We start from the raw sequence: 16,414 nt of genomic DNA, 5'->3' as shown, positions 1-16,414 counted from the left end.
TTCTTATTTGTACAATGGGAATTTCTCGGTTAACGAGTGTACATGTTTACGTATTTTTTTTAAAGAATGTTCATCCTCAGGCGCATTAATTACACCATCAATCAGTTCAATGATCTTTTCCATTTCCTTTTCCTTCATCCCGCGGGTGGTTACCGCGGCGGTACCAATACGGATACCCGAGGTTACAAATGGTGATTTATCATCAAAAGGCACCATGTTTTTGTTCACGGTGATATCGGCCACGCCAAGTGCAGCCTCGGCAGCTTTACCGCTGATATTTTTATTGCGCAAGTCGATCAATATCAGGTGATTATCTGTACCGCCCGAAATAATATCGTAGCCGCGGGCAACCAGTTCGGTAGCCATGGCCTCGGCATTCTTTTTCACCTGAACAATATATTTCATATAGCCTTCGCTCAAGGCCTCGCCAAAGGCAACAGCCTTAGCAGCGATAATATGCTCCAGCGGGCCGCCTTGTGTACCCGGGAAAACCGCCATATCCAGCAGGTTCGACATCATCCTTACCTCACCTTTGGGTGTTTTTAAACCCCATGGGTTTTCAAAATCCTTACCCATCATGATCAGGCCGCCACGCGGGCCGCGCAGGGTTTTATGAGTAGTTGTAGTAACGATATGGCAATGTGGCAGCGGATCGGTCAATAAACCACGGGCAATTAAACCTGCGGGGTGCGAAATATCGGCCAGTACCAAAGCGCCAATTTCATCAGCCACGGCACGGATAAACTCGTAATCCCAATCGCGCGAGTAAGCCGAAGCACCGCAGATGATCATTTTTGGTTTCTCTGCCAAGGCAGTTGCTTTCAGTTGTTCGTAATCAATACGGCCGGTTTCTTTAACCACCCCGTAAAAGAACGGCTTGTACAGTTTGCCCGAAAAGTTTACCGGCGAGCCGTGGGTCAGGTGGCCGCCATGCGAAAGATCGAACCCTAATATTTTATCGCCCGGCTGCAAACAAGCCAGCATTACTGCCGCGTTGGCCTGCGCGCCGCTATGTGGCTGCACGTTCACCCACTCGGCATTGAACAGTTGTTTTGCACGGTCGATGGCAATTGTTTCAATTTCGTCAACAATCTGGCAACCGCCATAGTAGCGTTTGCCGGGCAGGCCCTCGGCATATTTATTGGTTGCTACCGAACCGGCGGCTTCCATCACCTGCCTGCTCACAAAATTTTCCGAAGCTATCAGTTCCAGGCCTTCTTCCTGCCTGTTCTGTTCTTCGTCTAACAATTCAAATATCAGTTTATCTCGTTTCATAGTCTATTAAAATCGTGGGCTAAGTTAGTAATTTAGAGATTAGTTAATTAGAGATTAGTTGATTAGGTTGAAAAATCCTCCTACTAATCTCCAATCACTAATCTCTATTCACCGCCGCGCGCGGCGCTATCCAAAAATTATTAAAGCCAAGGCCTATTTGTATATCTATCAGTTCTTGTTGAAGCATTTCAAGCACGGCTAAAAAGTTGTAAACAAAGTGCACCTTGTTTTCCGAACTGCGGGCTATCGATTTAAAATCAAGGCGCTTGTTAATTTGCAGCAGCTCGCTTATCGCTTTCTTCTGCTTTTCGATGGTGTAGGGGTACTGCACCACGGTATGCGTTACCGGTTCTACACGGGTAAGCCAGCGCTTGTTCAGGCGCTCGTAGGTGAGCATCAGTTTGTACAACGTTACGCTTGATAGTTCTTCGCCCGGCGTAACCACCTCTTCTACCTGCTCCAGGTCGTATTTGATGTTGCCGCGCTTTTCCTGCTTAAGGCGTTCATCTTCAAAGGGGCGCAGTTCATCGCACAGTACTTTTATTTTTTTGTACTCAACCAGTTTGCGTATCAGCTCTTCTTTCAGGTCAACCTCATTACCATCGGCATCGGCTTCGTAGCGGGGCAACAACATTTTGGCTTTGATGCGCATCAGGGTGGCGGCCACAAAAATAAACTCACTGGCTACCTCCATGTTCAGGATGGTCATCTGGTGGATATAGTCGAGGAAATCGTTGGTGATATTGGTGATGGAGATGTCGTGAATGTCCAGTTCGTCGCGCTCGATGAAAAAAAGCAGCAGATCGAATGGGCCCTCAAACTGGGGCAATTTAACTTCAAAACTATCCTGAGCGGTCATATAGAAAGTTCAAAAATAAGCTATTGAATTTAAATTGCTTATAAATAACGCAATTAACAATAATTAACCACTCTGGCGGTGGATTTTTCCATATAAATTCCATTACTTTGTAAGCTAATTATCCGACGTTAATTTCCATGCAGGTACCCGCAGGCAAACTTTTGCAAACAATAAATCAACCCTCTGATTTAAAGCGCTTTGGCGAAGAAGATCTGGAGCGCATATCGCAGGAGTTACGCCAGTATATTATTGATGTGGTATCGGTAAACGGCGGCCACTTTGCGGCCAGCCTGGGCGTGGTTGAATTAACCGTTGCCCTGCACTATGTTTTAAACACCCCTTACGATCAGTTAGTGTGGGACGTAGGCCACCAGGCCTATGGCCATAAAATATTAACCGGCCGCCGCGATGTTTTCCATACCAACCGTATGCATGGCGGCATCAGCGGGTTCCCCAAACGTTCGGAAAGCGAATATGATACCTTTGGCGTAGGCCATTCCTCTACTTCCATCTCGGCAGCATTAGGCATGGCCGTAGCATCGCAATATAAAGGCGAAACCGACCGTCAGCACGTGGCCGTTATCGGCGATGGATCGATGGGTGCCGGTATGGCTTTCGAGGCGCTGAACCACGCGGGTATCGAAAATTCGAACATCCTGGTGATCCTGAACGACAATAACATGTCGATAGATCCTAATGTGGGTGCCTTGAAAGAATATCTTGCAGATATCACTACTTCTAAGTCATATAACCGTTTCAGAGACGATATGGCTTACGTACTGGGCAAGCTATCATCTGTTGGCCCCGATGCGTTTAAAATCGCCAAGAAAATAGAGAAAAGCATTAAAGGTACCTTGCTTAAACAAAGCAATTTCTTCGAGGCTTTAAAATTCAGGTATTTTGGCCCGATTGATGGCCACGATGTAAAACATTTGGTGAAAGTGCTGCGCGATCTGCGAGATATCCCCGGCCCAAAGCTGCTGCACTGCGTTACCGTAAAAGGTAAAGGTTATGCGCTGGCCGAAAAAGATCAGACCAAATGGCACGCTCCGGGCTTGTTTGATAAGATAACCGGTGAGATCAAAAAAGCTACTTATGATAAACCCCAGCCCCCTAAATTCCAGGATGTGTTTGGGCATACTATTATTGAACTGGCCGAGCAAAATTCAAAAATAATGGGCATCACCCCGGCCATGCCGTCGGGTAGTTCGCTTAACCTGATGATGAAGGCGATGCCAAAGCGCGCTTTCGACGTAGGTATTGCCGAACAGCATGCCGTAACGTTCTCGGCCGGATTAGCAACACAGGGTTTAACCCCATTCTGTAATATCTACTCCAGCTTTATGCAGCGGGCTTACGACCAGGTGATACATGACGTAGCCATCCAAAAGCTTAACGTGGTATTTTGCCTCGACCGGGCCGGTTTAGCCGGTGCCGATGGTGGTACGCACCACGGCGCTTACGATCTGGCTTATATGCGCTGCATTCCTAATCTGGTGGTATCATCACCTATGAACGAGGAAGAATTGCGCAACCTGATGTATACTGCTCAATTGGATAATGCCGGTCCGTTTGTGATCCGTTACCCGAGGGGCAATGGCGTCATGGTCGATTGGAAACGCCCGTTCAAGGCTATCCCGGTTGGCAAGGGCCGCAAAATATGCGATGGCGAGGAAGTTGCTATACTAACAATTGGCGCCATTGGTAACGAAGCCACAAAGGCTTTGGCCCAGTTAAATGCCGATGGATTATATCCGGCCCATTACGACATGCGCTTTGTTAAACCGCTTGACCAGGCTTTACTGCACGAAGTATTTAAAAAGTACAGCAAGATCATCACCGTTGAAGATGGTTGCTTAGAAGGCGGCATGGGCAGCGCTATACTTGAGTTTATGGCCGATAATAATTACCAGGCACAGGTTACCCGCCTGGGTATCCCCGATATGGTGATCGAACACGGCGAACAACCCGAACTTTGGGCTGATTGCGGTTACGATGCCGCTGCTATTGTAAAGGCTGTAGAGGCTTTCGGCATGAAGGCTAACGCGCATATTATTGCATCGTAAATTATCAGGCTAAAAGGTAGCCGGACTTCTCTTACCCCACATCTTCATACAGATTCATCCTTCCCGTTTGATTTTCATTAGCCTGTAGTGATCTGTGTTTTGCTGTTTAGCAAAATGCGGTGCGTTATTAATTTTTTTATCACAAAAAAAGGCCCCGGTTTGATTAACAAACCGGGGCCTTATGTTATTTACCTTAATTTCAAATACTATGGTAGTGTATTACACAAAGATTGAATATCAAGTTTATTTTGTGTAGGCACTTTAGTACCGTTGAAAGAGCCTCCTACTGTTTGGTTAGCCGAAGTATTTTCGCTGATGTTATGATTAATTACCTCTTTAACACTTTGATTCAAAGAAGCTTTAAAGTCATAGTTTTGGGTAGCCAACAACTGCTGGGTAATTAAGTGCCCGCCTTGTACCTGGCCTAATATCTGGTAGCTGGTAACAGGTGCACCTGTTGGTTTGTACAGCAGGTAAAAATCAGGAGGTGTGAATATGCCTACTTTAGAGCTTCCGGCACCAGCGCAATCAAGTTGCAGGAACAAATCGGTTATAGGACCAAGAGGAGGAGAAGCCAGCGTTACAGTAAGACTAGTAGTGCCGGGTGCAACAGTTGCGGTTGCTAAAATTGTACCCGTAGAACTAAGGAATGTAAGCGAGATGCTATTAGTAGCTGTTGGAGTGGGTATCTGTCCATCAATGTTTACTGTCAGGTTAGTCAAATCAATTGAAGCTGTTTGATCATAAATATTGTAAGCCGGACCATTAGTAACCGCCGCGATAACGCGAATGTTCGCCACTACATCTGTAGTAAGCCATGATGCTATGAACGATAACGTAAGTCTGTTTAAAGCTACTTGCAAAGCACCTATCGAGAATACAGTTAAGTGGCTTGTAGTAAACGTAACTGTTGGAGCAGCAGCTGTACCGCCTACAGTAACATTTGTTTCAAATTGCCATTGGCCTGTACCGGTATCGTAGCTGTAAAGGCCCATTGTTTGGCCCGGAGCAATAAGGGTACCGGTGCTTGGGTTTTTATATGCCGGGTCAAGCGTCATGGTAATGTTGATCGGTGAACTGAATTTCTTGATCTCTGTACCATTAACAGTCATGGTAACGTTTGCAAAACCTGCAGGCATAAATACACCCGAAGATGATGTACCACCAGAGATATTAGCCGCTGCTAATGAGCCGCCCGGGAACAGGTTAACAGCAGTTTGCTGTGAGGTATTAAAGTTATTTACATTCAAAGCCACACTATTTCCTGCAACGGTATTACCGGCAGCATCCTGTAACTTGGTACCCGCTGGTATAGTAACCGACGTAGCTTCCGGACCGCCTGAAGGTGTTGTAGCAATAGTAATGGGCGCTGTTACGGTACCTGCAGCAACTGTGTTAGAAGTAGTAGTTGTTGTAGCAACACCAGCGGTAGGCACAACCAGGTTAAGGATATTGGCTTTAATTACCTGGTTAGGTTGCGACGTACTGATTGTTACCGGAATAGTTAATGGCAGGTAACCTGCACCTGTAACAACCAGGTTAAATTTTAAAGGGCTTGTAGCAGTAGGTTCCATTTTAGGGTGTACTGCAATCGAGATAATACCAGCAGGAGCCGATAGTGCTTTACGTCCGTCAATACCATATATAGCAGCAGCATTGGCACCAGTCAGCGCTACAGAAAGGCCATTAGGTACGTTGCCGCTTGGGTCAACAATTTGCACTAATGCTGTATAATGGAATAAATTTGATGTATTTACGTTGATGTTGATACCATCCGTCGGCTTTTTACATCTAACCGCTACTACCGAAACTAACGTAAGCAACGCTATTGCCGGCAGGAAATAATATTTTGTTATAAATCTTTTCATCACTGTTCGTTATTTGATTTTGAAATTGAAGTTTACCTGGAAAACCGGCATAAATTGGTATGATTTTAAGTTGCTTTGTAGCTTAGGGCCGTTTTGGTCGTTATCAACCAAAAAGTTGGTACCTACAATTGAAGCAGAAGGGTTTGATATATAGTAAGTACCCATTTCAAAACCAATCATAAAATTGTTGAATACAGGGATGTTATCCAAACCTAAACCACCGTAAGGAGCAAAATGGCTCCATTTAGCAGTAGCGGTTACTACACCGATATCTTCCTTTGGCAGTTCTATATCACCGTAGAAATAAGAATCAGCCAGCGAGATGTTAGCGGTTCCTTCCGAACGGATGAAGTATGCACCACCTGCGGTTAGTTTAAAATTACCCGAAAGCGGATTGCTTCCAGAGAACTTGAACGGACGCCAGTCTGCCAGCAGGTGCACGTTTGAAAAACGCGGCTGCAGGTTTATAGTGGTACGATTAGAACCTAAATACTGAGTAGATGTAATGCTGTTAATAGGGATGATAGAAGCGCCTAAACGAACATCCAGGCGTTCAACCACATTCATTTTCCCTTCAATACCAACACCTTGAGTACCCACGTTAAAACCTAAGGTAGCTTTTGGTGACTGATATTGCGCAAATGCGCACGTGCTGGTCCCCCAGAGTGCAGTTGCAATAATTGCAATTTTAAATAGTAACTTTTTTTTCATGGTAAGAGCGATTAAATTATAATATTATTAGTAATAAAAGTCGAAATCAGGGCTTTTTTACAAATATAAGCCAATAATCAGATTATTGAAAATAAAATAAGAAAAATAGCATCATTTAAAAACCGACAGCAAAAAGATTAAATTATTTAACAAATATTCAATAAAGCTTTGCTATTATTAAACAAAACGCAAAAACGATTTTATTTAAGAAAATTTGGAATGCCTTAGTAATTAGATATTTACAAAATCCAATAATGGCCACAACCTATGGTTCTAAAACCTGACATTCTTACGCTTTACATGCAAATTAAATAATTTCCAAGCTAATAAAAAGGGGTTAAAAAACGGTATCGCAACCGTTAATTAACGTCACTTTTCACCACCATTGCGCGAAAAATATTATTCTTTTACGAGAACGGATCTATTATTTTATTTAATAAACCTGCGGCGAAGTTAACCGCTCCCTGTCAAGAAATCGCTTTCGGGATATTATTTTTTGGTTAAATAATAAGAAAGGGTACTCTGATACAGCTACAGCGACTTGGGTAATCCCGGTTACCATTATCAAAAAAAGCAACTAAGCAGATGCTATTCTTACCACTGTTTGCCCGGGCATTAAGGCGCCGGAATTTAAATTTAACAATGTGGCCAGATCCTGGTCCGAATCGATAACTACGGCCTTCTCATATTTATCGCGGCCGCTAAACTCTATCTCGATACCTAAAGCGGCAAAAGTAATTTTGATGAGTTCGCGCACGTTCAAATCGCTGTCATCTATCATATCAGCGGCCCCGGTATATCTTAGTGTATGGAATAACTCTGCGATCAGTTCATTTGCTTGCAGAGCGGAGACAGGGGCAGACAGATCGGGCACAAAAAGTTTTTCCTGTACGCCCAATACTACATTGGCAATACCAGCAATTATGTCCCTTAAATTGTTATCGGCCTTTGGCTCCATCTGTAAGTTCTCTTCGTTAGATCCCGGCAACCTGCTCTTCCAGTTCTTTATACCATTCGGCGCCATACTTGCGTATCAGCGGATCTTTTAAAAATTGATGTACGCTCACTTTCAGTTCTTTACCAAAGCTACAGGCCGGGCTACAGATACTCCAACGATCGTAGTTCAGTACGTCAAATTCGGGGTAATGAGTAATGCGGATGGGATACAGGTGGCAGGAAATGGGTTTTTTCCAGTTGATATCGCCAGCCTCGTAAGCCTTTTCTATGGCGCATTTGGTAATCCCGTTTTCCCAGGTTACATAGGCGCATTCTTTATTGGTATCAACACAGGGTGTAGTGTAATCGCCTTCAAAATCTGTTACATGGGTACCCTCGCGCTCTACGGTGGCTATACCCTTTTCCGTCATGTAGGGTTTTACCTTAGGATAAATTTCTTTTAAAATACCCAGTTCATCATGGTTCAGCGGCGCGCCCGAATCGCCTTCCAGGCAGCAGATACCTTTGCAGCGGTTAAGGTTACAAACAAAGTTCTCGGTTATTACATCTTCATGCACCAGCACATTACCTACTTCTATCATGCTATTTACTGATGGGGTTTAATGGGTATTTCAAATTTTTGGCGTCGGTTATTTCCATGGTCAGGCTACCCACAATCACTTCCACATGCGCTTTAATAGGTATGCGGTTAGCATCATCGGTAACCCAAAGGTACAACTTGCTGTTTTTACGAAAAATGCGGCCGGGGATAATTGTTGGGTTAAACTTCAGGCAGTTGAATGTGCCCAGGTCGCATTTCACCTTTTCCTTCCCCACGTAGGTAATTGTGAGGGTTTGAACGCTGTCTTCTAAAAAATACCGCAGTTCAAACTTCTCGCCAATCTTCATTTTTGTAACATCAAGGCAACGGGCAAAATAATAGGCTGATGGAAAATCGAACACCTGCCCCTTAAACGGGTAAGTGCCTTTATCAGCCTTGATCTTTCCTTCTTTATGATCAAATGTTACCTTATCGGTATGGTTCCAGCTGCCCTCGTGGCGGTTTTCGGTATACAGAAAAGGCAGCAGTGTATTTTTATCGATAAAACTTTCGTAGCGGTTGCGCACTTTATAAAACACATCGAAAGTGCCGGCCGTATTGCCATCGGCAATAATATGGTAAGCGGGCCTTCCTTCAAACTTCACATCCGACTCCTCTACTTTCAGATGCGCCTCGGCAGCGGTGAAGAAACCGTATTTCAGTTTATAGCTTAACTGCTCGCCGGCCTTAAAGGCCACATCGGTGTTTTTAGTGAGTTCCTGGGCGAAGGCGCAGTTAAGGGCAAGTAAAAATAATGCGGTCAGCTTTAGCTTCATTCGGGTGTTTAATCTTTACGTTTATAAATAGGCACGGTTGAACATGGTTCGCCAAACATCAAACTCTTTACTATTGGGGTTAACCTTTTGGTCAACTCCACATAGGCCGATGTTGGCACCTCTATATCACCGCATCCCTTTATAACTACTCTTTGGTCGCGATATTGTTCAAGATCAACGCCGGCCATCGCTTTTTCAAATAAAACGGTCTCCAATACCGCCGCATCCCCAAATACAATTTCGCGGGCGTAAGGAGCCATCCGGTTAGCCAACAACATGTAAGCCCATGCCGGTACAATGGCGTCGGCTGTGCAGGTTATAGCTATGTTTTTGCCGGTATATTGCGCCCAGTCATGCCCTTTCACAAATTCGCGAAAATCCTTTTCCTTCAGGATCAGGCCATGAAACAGGTTATCGGTGATATCATACACCAATCTTTCGCCGGGCGGATAAAAAGCGGCGGGGTCAAGCGTAACCAAGCCACTCAGCGCAACTTTATTAATTATATTTTCCTGGATATCCATATCAGTAAGCAAAAAAAATCCGGGAGAGGCAAAAACCAATCCCGGATGCAAATTTACTTTAATTTAATGTTATAAGAACTTGGCGCGGTAATCTTTTACATTCGCCTTATCTTTCAACGCGTCAAACACCTGGCCATCGGTACGTTGCAGCATCATCTGGCTTAACTGCATTTGCTGTTTCTGCTGTGCAGCCTTGTCAAACGTTCCTGATGTTACAAAATTATCCGATTGTACCACATAAACACCGTGCGAACCCTGTACAGGTTTTGATAGCTTGTGCAACGGCAGGCCGAAAACTGTACCAACCACTTTATATTCAGCAGCTAAACCAGGGATAACCGGATTGGCGAAAACGATATTTTGTACCGGAACAACAGGTGTACCGGCTTTTTGCGCAACAGCATCGATAGATGAAGCGCCGCTCATGGCAGCTTCAAACTTAGCGGCCAGTTGCTTGCCTTTAGCAATTTGGCGAACTTCCGGCTCTATCTGTTTTTTAACAGCATCCAGCGATAGTGTACCTTCTGGCTTGATCTCGGTTAAACGCGGGATCACATATTGGTTACCTACGGTAAACACCTGGTCGGTAAAGTCGCCTTTATCGGCCTTGAAAGCCCAGCGTACAATTTCACGGGCATTATCTAAACCAGGCAATGCGCTTGCAATACCATTAACGTCGTCGGCTTTTTTAATAGCCAGGCCTTGTTTTTGGCTTTCGATAGTGAAGTTATCTTTATTTAACGAAGCTAAAAACGCCTGCGCTTTAGCATAAGCGGCAGATTGTGTTTTGTTGCTGGCTTCAAGCGGCTTATCAACAATGGCAACCTTTACCACTTTAGATGAACCTTTTTGATCTTCGATACGCAGGATGTGTACACCAAACTGAGTAGTTACAATCTTGATATCTCCTTTTTTACCTTCAAAGGCTGCATCATCAAATTCCTTAACCATTGCGCCGCGGCCAAATGTACCCAGGTCGCCGCCTTTATCGGCAGAACCCTTATCGGTTGAGAATTGCTTGGCCAGATCGGCAAATGATTTACCGCCAGCAAGTAATTTCTTAATAGAATCGGCCTTGGCTTTAGCTTTATCAACACCGCCTTCGGTTGCAGGATTTAACAGGATGTGGCTTGCTTTAACCGAATCGGGACCAACGCGGCTATCGATAAGTTTAGCCACTTTATAGCTGCCATTACTGAAATAAGGACCATAAACCGTACCCTTAGCGGCGCTGAACATCACAGAATCAAGCTTTGGTTCAAGCTGGCCTTTGTGTTGAAAAACAATTGGTGCTTTGGTATCCGCATTCAGTTGAACAAAAAGCGAGTCGTTAGTAGCGGTTTTAAAATCGGCCGCCAGTTTGTCTATTTCAGTTTTAACGGCTGCGGTATCTTCTTTTGATGGCGCCGCGTTAAAGGCTACATATTCAAAGCTGCGCAGCTCTTGTGTGTTTTTAAACTGTGCTTTGTGCTCGTTATAGTAGCTGCTGTAATCGTCGTCGGTCAGGGTTACCTTTGCATCGGGTAACGAAGCATAATCCAGCTGGGCGTATTTAAAGTTAACCAGTTTGTTTTTTGCTTCGTAATCGTCTTTAGCGTCAAGCGAGTTGATGTATAAACCGGTGCGTACCAGCGCCAGGTATTTCTCGGCCTTTTTCGATTCGATCATCTGGCTTACAAATTCCTTCCACTGAACCTTCATCGGGTCATCTTCCTTAGCAGCGCCTACGTTAGTCAGGAACATGTTAAGGCGTTGCTTGTCAATCTGACCGGTTTTAGGATCGCCAAATGCCTGTATAATTTGCTGGTTAGGGTTGTTACCGCTGATCATCGAGCGGGTTTCGTCGGTACTAACTACCAAACCTAATTTTTCAATTTCCTTTTTCAGGATAATTTCGCTGATAAACTGGTTCCAGGTGGTTTCCTGTATATAGCCGGTAATTTGCGGCGTAGGGCTTTGGCCCGATTGCGATAAGAAGTTTTTAGTGTTCTGATCAACTTTTTTCGAGAATTGGTCGTAAGGCACCTTTTCGCCCGATACTTCACCAATTTCATTACGCGAGTCGCGCATGAATGAGCTGCCCGACCTGGCTACTTCGCCAATAATAAAAGCCGTCAGCGCTACACCAATCACTATTGCGAGGATCTTTCCCATCTTCTCCCGCAAATAATTCATTATACCCATATAGTCTTAAAAAAATATTAACTCATTTAAAAAGAGGGCGCAAGATACAACTTTTAGTAAAATTACGTAATACAAATTTTGAGATTAAAAAAGCTGAGTTTTATTGGCCCAGATCGCGGTTGATGGTAAAAATACCGGTTTGATTTGTTACATCGTAGTGGTCAAATCTTCCGTTAGTTACTAAACTGGTGCCATGCCCTATATCGCCGTTGGCTCTTTTTATTTCAAACGGCTTATTTGTAGTTATTTTATCGGTACCATTATCCCAGTTCAATTCTTCCGACGTAAAAACATCGCCTTTGATGCTGGTGATCACTACGTGTTTGCGCAAATTGAACAGCTTGCGCAGCGGGTAAAAATAAGCGGTATCCGCCACTACCCTACCCGTCTCCTTCTGGTGTTCATCAAAAAAAATAATGGTTACCCCTTTAGGCATCAGCTTATATTCTTCTTTAATATCTTTGCTTGGGGCATACTCCAGCATCAGGGGGGCAAGCGCGCGCGCCTTAACTTTGGCCGAATCGCTGTAGATGGCATCTACGCCGCGGGTGGTATCTGCAGGGCTATTTACTTCGCGGTTAGATATTTCGCGAATTTTTTTCAAGTCGTTACTGCAGGCGCTAAAAAGCAAGGGGCACACCACAGCCGTTAATAGTACACACAGCCAATGGTTTGCCCCTTCCTGCATATCGTTTAAAAAATTAATCGAACTTGTATTTCTGGAACCACTTATCGTTAAGCGTGAAGCTTAAGTGCAGGTTAAAATAGGTTTCCCTGATCAGCCCGTTGCTCATGGTACCACGACGGCCCAGATCGCCGGCTATGTTTACCTTATAAAAGCTGCTGCCGTTAGCGGCAAGTGGTAAACCCAAACCAAAGGTTACCCCCATTTGCTTAATATCCTGATTATTGATGGTAACGTAAGTTTTTTCGAAATGCGCGCCGAAACGGTAATCAACCAAAGCCCAATAGCTGTGCAGCGAGTTTGAGTTAGGATTAAACTGACCGCCAATGTTAAAACTTTGGCTGTTTTGCAAACCCTGGTTTACGCCGTTGATGCTTAGTTTAGACCAATTGCCCATGCTGTAATCGGCGCCTACCAAAAACTTACGGTCTAACTGGTACGATACCCCAAAATGATGAATCATTGGCAGCTGAATTTTACCATTAGGCGTTTTACGGTTTACGGTAGTATCCCTGGCCACATCCTCATCGCCGGTGCTTGCATCAATCTGGTACTGGCTTACCAGGAAGGTGCTTTCGGTATTTAATTTTGTAGACGCCGAACCCGAGTAGCCAAACACCAGGTGCCTGTCCTCGGCTAAAGTAACGGTGTACTGCGCGCCGAAATCGTAATTTAAACCACCGATGGAATTGCTGATCTCCTGGCGGGAGTTAAACACGCCGTAAAGCTGCGGATACTCGGTTGAGCTGTATTGTTTTAGTTTACCAAATATGTACGATGCATTGGCGCCGATAGTAAGCGCTTTGGTAACATTTATACCATAACCCAGGTAAAATTTAGATAAGCCACCCTCGCCGCTGTAAACATTATTGGTAAGGTTGGTATCGGCAGGCGATGATGTGCCATAGCCGCGGTTTAGCGTTTGTTTGTATTTGTAGCCCAGTTCGCTGTAAGGCATCAGGCCAAAGCTTAAAGCCGAATGCTGTGTTACCGGCATAGCAAAAGTAACGTGGCTAAACCTGAAGTTTGAACTGGTTTGATTAGGTACGCCCGATTTACTGAACGAAACGAAATTGCTGTACAAACCCGCGTCGATAGCGGTAAAGCGGATATTTGCGTACGATGACGGATTTAACGGGTTGATGTTGTTGTAACCGTTGATATTGTTGGTGGCTGTACCTATGCCGCCCATGGCCACGTTTTGCGGCAGTAAAATAGGATCGATAAGGCCTAAACCATATTTTGAATAAGGGGAACTGGTGGTAGCGGTTGATTGCGCCATTGCCGGAACGATGGCAACCGACAGTAAGAAAACAGTTAAAGCCCTGAAGTATCTAATCATTATGCTGTTGTATAGCTGCGTTTAATCCTTTTAAAACCAAATAAGGTTCATTTTTTATATAGGGGGCAAAGATGCTATTTTTTAAGAGTGTATCAAAAAAAATCCCGTCGCCCCCGGTTAGTATCATATTCATAGCCGGGCTGTTAGCCGCGTAGCTTTGTATAAAGCCTGTAATCTCGTATATCAGTCCGTTTTGCACGCCCGACCGCATGGCGGTTTCGGTATCGTAACCAAACGGACTGTCAAAATTTTCGTCCGCATTTACTAACGGTAATGCCGACGTATAATTGTGCATGGCCTTAAACCGCATTTGCAATCCCGGCGATATGCTGCCGCCGTAGTAGTTACCGTAGGCATCCACATAATCGTAGGTGATGCAGGTACCGGCGTCTATCACCAAATTTGCTGCATCGGGGTAAAGGCATCGCGCCCCCATAACCGCCACCAGGCGATCTATCCCCAGCGTTTGCGGCGTGCGATAGTGATTGTTAATGCCAACCGCCATATCCCGGGTAAAATTTACCGTTGGGACCCGCGTCGATAACTCATCCTGCCAGTTAGCCTTATCTTTTTTTACCGACGAAATGATAGCCTTGCCGATATCGCGACCAGCAATCAATTCGTTGAATTGTTTTAGATCAGGCTTTTGGTAGTACTCAACTTTCAGCAGTTCATTCCCCTCAAAAACCGCGGCCTTGGTATAGCTATTGCCGATATCGATAACCAGCGAAGCCATTGTTTAGGCTTTAACCAGCGATAATATCGATTCGAAAATGGCCAGTCCGTCCTGGTTACCTACCAATGTATCTGCAGCACGCTCAGGGTGTGGCATTAAACCAAACACGTTACGGCTGATATTGGTAACACCCGCGATATTTTCCAGCGAACCGTTAGGATTAGCATCGGCATTGATATTACCAAACTCGTCGCAGTAACGGAACATCACCTGGTCGTTATCGTTAATGGACTTCAGCACATCGGCATCGGCAAAATAGTTACCCTCGCCATGGGCGATAGGTATTTTATAGGCCTCGTTTTGATTCAGCTGAGCGGTCAGTAATGATTGCGTGGTTTGCGGTTTCAAATAAATGTTACGGCAAATAAATTTACGGTGATGGTTGTGCAGCAACGCGCCCGGTAACAGGCCGGCCTCGGTCAATATCTGGAAGCCATTGCAGATGCCCATTACATAACCACCCCTGTTTGCAAACTGGATCACCTCCTGCATTATCGGCGAGAAGCGGGCAATAGCGCCCGAACGCAGATAGTCGCCAAAAGAGAAGCCGCCGGGCAGGATCACAAAGTCAACACCCTGCAAATCATGGTCTTTATGCCACAGGGGAACCACCTGCTGGCCCATTATTTTTTCTAAAACATAAATAATGTCCGCATCGCAATTGGACCCCGGGAATGTAATTACGCCAAATTTCATGCTACAAAACTAACATAACGCGGGCAACATGAACGAATGTAAAAGTTAAAAATTGTTAAAACTGGAAGTAAATGATGCCAACCAATAGTAAAAAGTACAGGCTCTCGTATATCCAGCGGGTGGTTGCATGCAGAAAATAATAAGCAAAAAACACCGATATGGGCACAGCGCACAGCAAAAAATGGTTCAGCCGGAAATCGGCCTTGATATAAAACGCCAGGCCCGCTACAATAAAAATGCTGAAGAACATTTGGAACGATTTACGCACCAGGATAAAGCTTTTAAAGAAATTGGCCCGCAACCGAAACAGACAGAGCACCAAAATAACGGCCACCGGTATCAGCAGCAGATAGTTTTTATAATTGAATATATGGATACTGTTAGGAAACTTTGAGCCCAGCGGCACCCAGATCTGGTAAAAGCTGTGGATCCTGTCGGTAAGATAATAAAACACGGCCAGGAAGAAGAATACGGTAACATACCCCATAATGGCGGCTACCCAATCGCGCCAGTCGAACGGGCGGAAGATAAGCAGGGCTATCCAGATCACCAAAAACAGGTAGATATAAGGCAGGTAAAAAATACTGCCCAGCGCCACGATCATCCCCAGATCGTAAGTGGTTGATTTTACATCGCCACCTTTGTAAAAGCTCAGCAGTTTAAACACCATCCATATCACCAAAAAATTGCAGATAAGCGGCGGGCTGACTGTTAAAAAAGGCGTAAACAAACCCGATACCGTAACATACATCAGCGCCGGTAAAAATGATGGTTTGCTGATGAGGTTATAGTGGTTGACCACATAATTAAGTAAGATAGCCTGTGCCAATACCAGTATGCCCGCCAGCAGCATATTAAGTGGCAGGCTTATCATATCTACATAATTTAATGGCAGCAGCGAACGGGCGAACGACTCGACCAGTGTTAGCTCTACCTGTGCCGGGCCGGTATACAAATAGCATATACGGGTAAGCACCAGCATAATTACCAGCCACAAAACATTAATGGGATTAAAATTCCTGAATACCGAGATCATTTCGCGCTGCAATATTACGCAAAAAACAGGCTGAAAGGGAAAAGGTTAAAGGCGAAAGGTTTTAAAAAAGCACGGTGCGCCTGATGTGCAATATCATTATTTAGACCAGGCACAGCCCA

The 16,414-nt window shown here is 44.8% G+C and carries 15 protein-coding genes; 1 reads left to right on the top strand and 14 read right to left on the bottom strand.

The window, feature by feature from the left end; all coding sequences use genetic code 11:
- Positions 1-3: 3 nt before the first annotated feature.
- A complete protein-coding gene (locus HQ865_RS00300; RefSeq protein ID WP_173412965.1) occupies positions 4-1,275 on the bottom strand; it encodes a serine hydroxymethyltransferase in 1,272 nt (423 codons plus the stop codon).
- 97 nt (positions 1,276-1,372) lie between these two features.
- A complete protein-coding gene (locus HQ865_RS00295) occupies positions 1,373-2,134 on the bottom strand; it encodes a segregation and condensation protein A (RefSeq protein ID WP_173412964.1) in 762 nt (253 codons plus the stop codon).
- 137 nt (positions 2,135-2,271) lie between these two features.
- Between HQ865_RS00295 and dxs the strand changes: the two genes are divergently transcribed.
- Positions 2,272-4,200 (top strand): 1-deoxy-D-xylulose-5-phosphate synthase, encoded by a 1,929-nt coding sequence (gene dxs / locus HQ865_RS00290; protein ID WP_173412963.1) that lies wholly within the window; start codon positions 2,272-2,274, stop codon positions 4,198-4,200.
- A 206-nt stretch (positions 4,201-4,406) separates the two neighbouring features.
- Here the strand turns inward: dxs and HQ865_RS00285 are convergent, their stop codons facing one another.
- From HQ865_RS00285 to HQ865_RS00230, 12 genes are all read right to left on the bottom strand, one after another.
- The gene (locus HQ865_RS00285) at positions 4,407-6,068 is read right to left on the bottom strand and encodes a hypothetical protein (protein WP_173412962.1); all 1,662 of its coding nucleotides are present in this window, start codon (positions 6,066-6,068) and stop codon (positions 4,407-4,409) included.
- 9 nt (positions 6,069-6,077) lie between these two features.
- On the bottom strand, positions 6,078-6,668 hold the full coding sequence (locus HQ865_RS00280) for a hypothetical protein (RefSeq protein WP_173412961.1): 591 nt from the start codon (positions 6,666-6,668) through the stop codon (positions 6,078-6,080).
- A gap of 688 nt (positions 6,669-7,356) precedes the next feature.
- On the bottom strand, positions 7,357-7,737 hold the full coding sequence (locus tag HQ865_RS00275) for a hypothetical protein (protein ID WP_173412960.1): 381 nt from the start codon (positions 7,735-7,737) through the stop codon (positions 7,357-7,359).
- A gap of 16 nt (positions 7,738-7,753) precedes the next feature.
- Positions 7,754-8,317, bottom strand: a complete 564-nt coding sequence (locus HQ865_RS00270) for a DUF3109 family protein (RefSeq protein ID WP_173412959.1) — start codon at positions 8,315-8,317, stop codon at positions 7,754-7,756.
- A gap of 1 nt (position 8,318) precedes the next feature.
- Positions 8,319-9,092 (bottom strand): DUF3108 domain-containing protein, encoded by a 774-nt coding sequence (locus HQ865_RS00265; protein ID WP_173412958.1) that lies wholly within the window; start codon positions 9,090-9,092, stop codon positions 8,319-8,321.
- Between the two features lie 8 nt (positions 9,093-9,100).
- Positions 9,101-9,616 (bottom strand): DUF2480 family protein, encoded by a 516-nt coding sequence (locus tag HQ865_RS00260; RefSeq protein WP_173412957.1) that lies wholly within the window; start codon positions 9,614-9,616, stop codon positions 9,101-9,103.
- 69 nt (positions 9,617-9,685) lie between these two features.
- Positions 9,686-11,770 (bottom strand): peptidylprolyl isomerase, encoded by a 2,085-nt coding sequence (locus tag HQ865_RS00255; RefSeq protein ID WP_237073673.1) that lies wholly within the window; start codon positions 11,768-11,770, stop codon positions 9,686-9,688.
- A gap of 130 nt (positions 11,771-11,900) precedes the next feature.
- The gene (gene lptC, locus HQ865_RS00250) at positions 11,901-12,488 is read right to left on the bottom strand and encodes an LPS export ABC transporter periplasmic protein LptC (protein ID WP_173412955.1); all 588 of its coding nucleotides are present in this window, start codon (positions 12,486-12,488) and stop codon (positions 11,901-11,903) included.
- A gap of 13 nt (positions 12,489-12,501) precedes the next feature.
- A complete protein-coding gene (locus HQ865_RS00245; protein WP_173412954.1) occupies positions 12,502-13,827 on the bottom strand; it encodes a PorV/PorQ family protein in 1,326 nt (441 codons plus the stop codon).
- The gene (locus HQ865_RS00240) at positions 13,820-14,563 is read right to left on the bottom strand and encodes a type III pantothenate kinase (protein WP_173412953.1); all 744 of its coding nucleotides are present in this window, start codon (positions 14,561-14,563) and stop codon (positions 13,820-13,822) included. The genes HQ865_RS00245 and HQ865_RS00240 overlap by 8 nt, the downstream gene beginning before the upstream one ends.
- Positions 14,564-14,566: 3 nt before the next feature.
- Complete coding sequence (gene purQ / locus HQ865_RS00235) at positions 14,567-15,259, bottom strand: phosphoribosylformylglycinamidine synthase subunit PurQ (RefSeq protein ID WP_173412952.1); 693 nt, start codon at positions 15,257-15,259, stop codon at positions 14,567-14,569.
- A 55-nt stretch (positions 15,260-15,314) separates the two neighbouring features.
- Positions 15,315-16,295, bottom strand: a complete 981-nt coding sequence (locus tag HQ865_RS00230) for a DUF6427 family protein (protein ID WP_173412951.1) — start codon at positions 16,293-16,295, stop codon at positions 15,315-15,317.
- Between the last annotated feature and the right edge of the window lie 119 nt (positions 16,296-16,414).

Source organism: Mucilaginibacter mali, assembly GCF_013283875.1.
Taxonomy (GTDB): domain Bacteria; phylum Bacteroidota; class Bacteroidia; order Sphingobacteriales; family Sphingobacteriaceae; genus Mucilaginibacter; species Mucilaginibacter mali.
The sequence above is the reverse complement of the archived record's forward strand: the minus strand, read 5'-3'. Positions and strand labels throughout refer to the sequence as shown.

What these genes read in the sequence shown, in the direction of transcription:
- dxs (WP_173412963.1), top strand. Translation starts at nt 2,272, where the DNA reads ATGCAGGTACCCGCAGGCAAACTTTTGCAAACAATAAATCAACCCTCT.
- HQ865_RS00265 (WP_173412958.1), bottom strand. Translation starts at nt 9,092, where the DNA reads ATGAAGCTAAAGCTGACCGCATTATTTTTACTTGCCCTTAACTGCGCC.
- HQ865_RS00255 (WP_237073673.1), bottom strand. Translation starts at nt 11,770, where the DNA reads ATGGGAAAGATCCTCGCAATAGTGATTGGTGTAGCGCTGACGGCTTTT.
- HQ865_RS00275 (WP_173412960.1), bottom strand. Translation starts at nt 7,737, where the DNA reads ATGGAGCCAAAGGCCGATAACAATTTAAGGGACATAATTGCTGGTATT.
- HQ865_RS00260 (WP_173412957.1), bottom strand. Translation starts at nt 9,616, where the DNA reads ATGGATATCCAGGAAAATATAATTAATAAAGTTGCGCTGAGTGGCTTG.
- HQ865_RS00300 (WP_173412965.1), bottom strand. Translation starts at nt 1,275, where the DNA reads ATGAAACGAGATAAACTGATATTTGAATTGTTAGACGAAGAACAGAAC.
- HQ865_RS00295 (WP_173412964.1), bottom strand. Translation starts at nt 2,134, where the DNA reads ATGACCGCTCAGGATAGTTTTGAAGTTAAATTGCCCCAGTTTGAGGGC.
- HQ865_RS00240 (WP_173412953.1), bottom strand. Translation starts at nt 14,563, where the DNA reads ATGGCTTCGCTGGTTATCGATATCGGCAATAGCTATACCAAGGCCGCG.
- HQ865_RS00270 (WP_173412959.1), bottom strand. Translation starts at nt 8,317, where the DNA reads ATGATAGAAGTAGGTAATGTGCTGGTGCATGAAGATGTAATAACCGAG.
- HQ865_RS00285 (WP_173412962.1), bottom strand. Translation starts at nt 6,068, where the DNA reads ATGAAAAGATTTATAACAAAATATTATTTCCTGCCGGCAATAGCGTTG.
- purQ (WP_173412952.1), bottom strand. Translation starts at nt 15,259, where the DNA reads ATGAAATTTGGCGTAATTACATTCCCGGGGTCCAATTGCGATGCGGAC.
- HQ865_RS00245 (WP_173412954.1), bottom strand. Translation starts at nt 13,827, where the DNA reads ATGATTAGATACTTCAGGGCTTTAACTGTTTTCTTACTGTCGGTTGCC.
- lptC (WP_173412955.1), bottom strand. Translation starts at nt 12,488, where the DNA reads ATGCAGGAAGGGGCAAACCATTGGCTGTGTGTACTATTAACGGCTGTG.
- HQ865_RS00230 (WP_173412951.1), bottom strand. Translation starts at nt 16,295, where the DNA reads ATGATCTCGGTATTCAGGAATTTTAATCCCATTAATGTTTTGTGGCTG.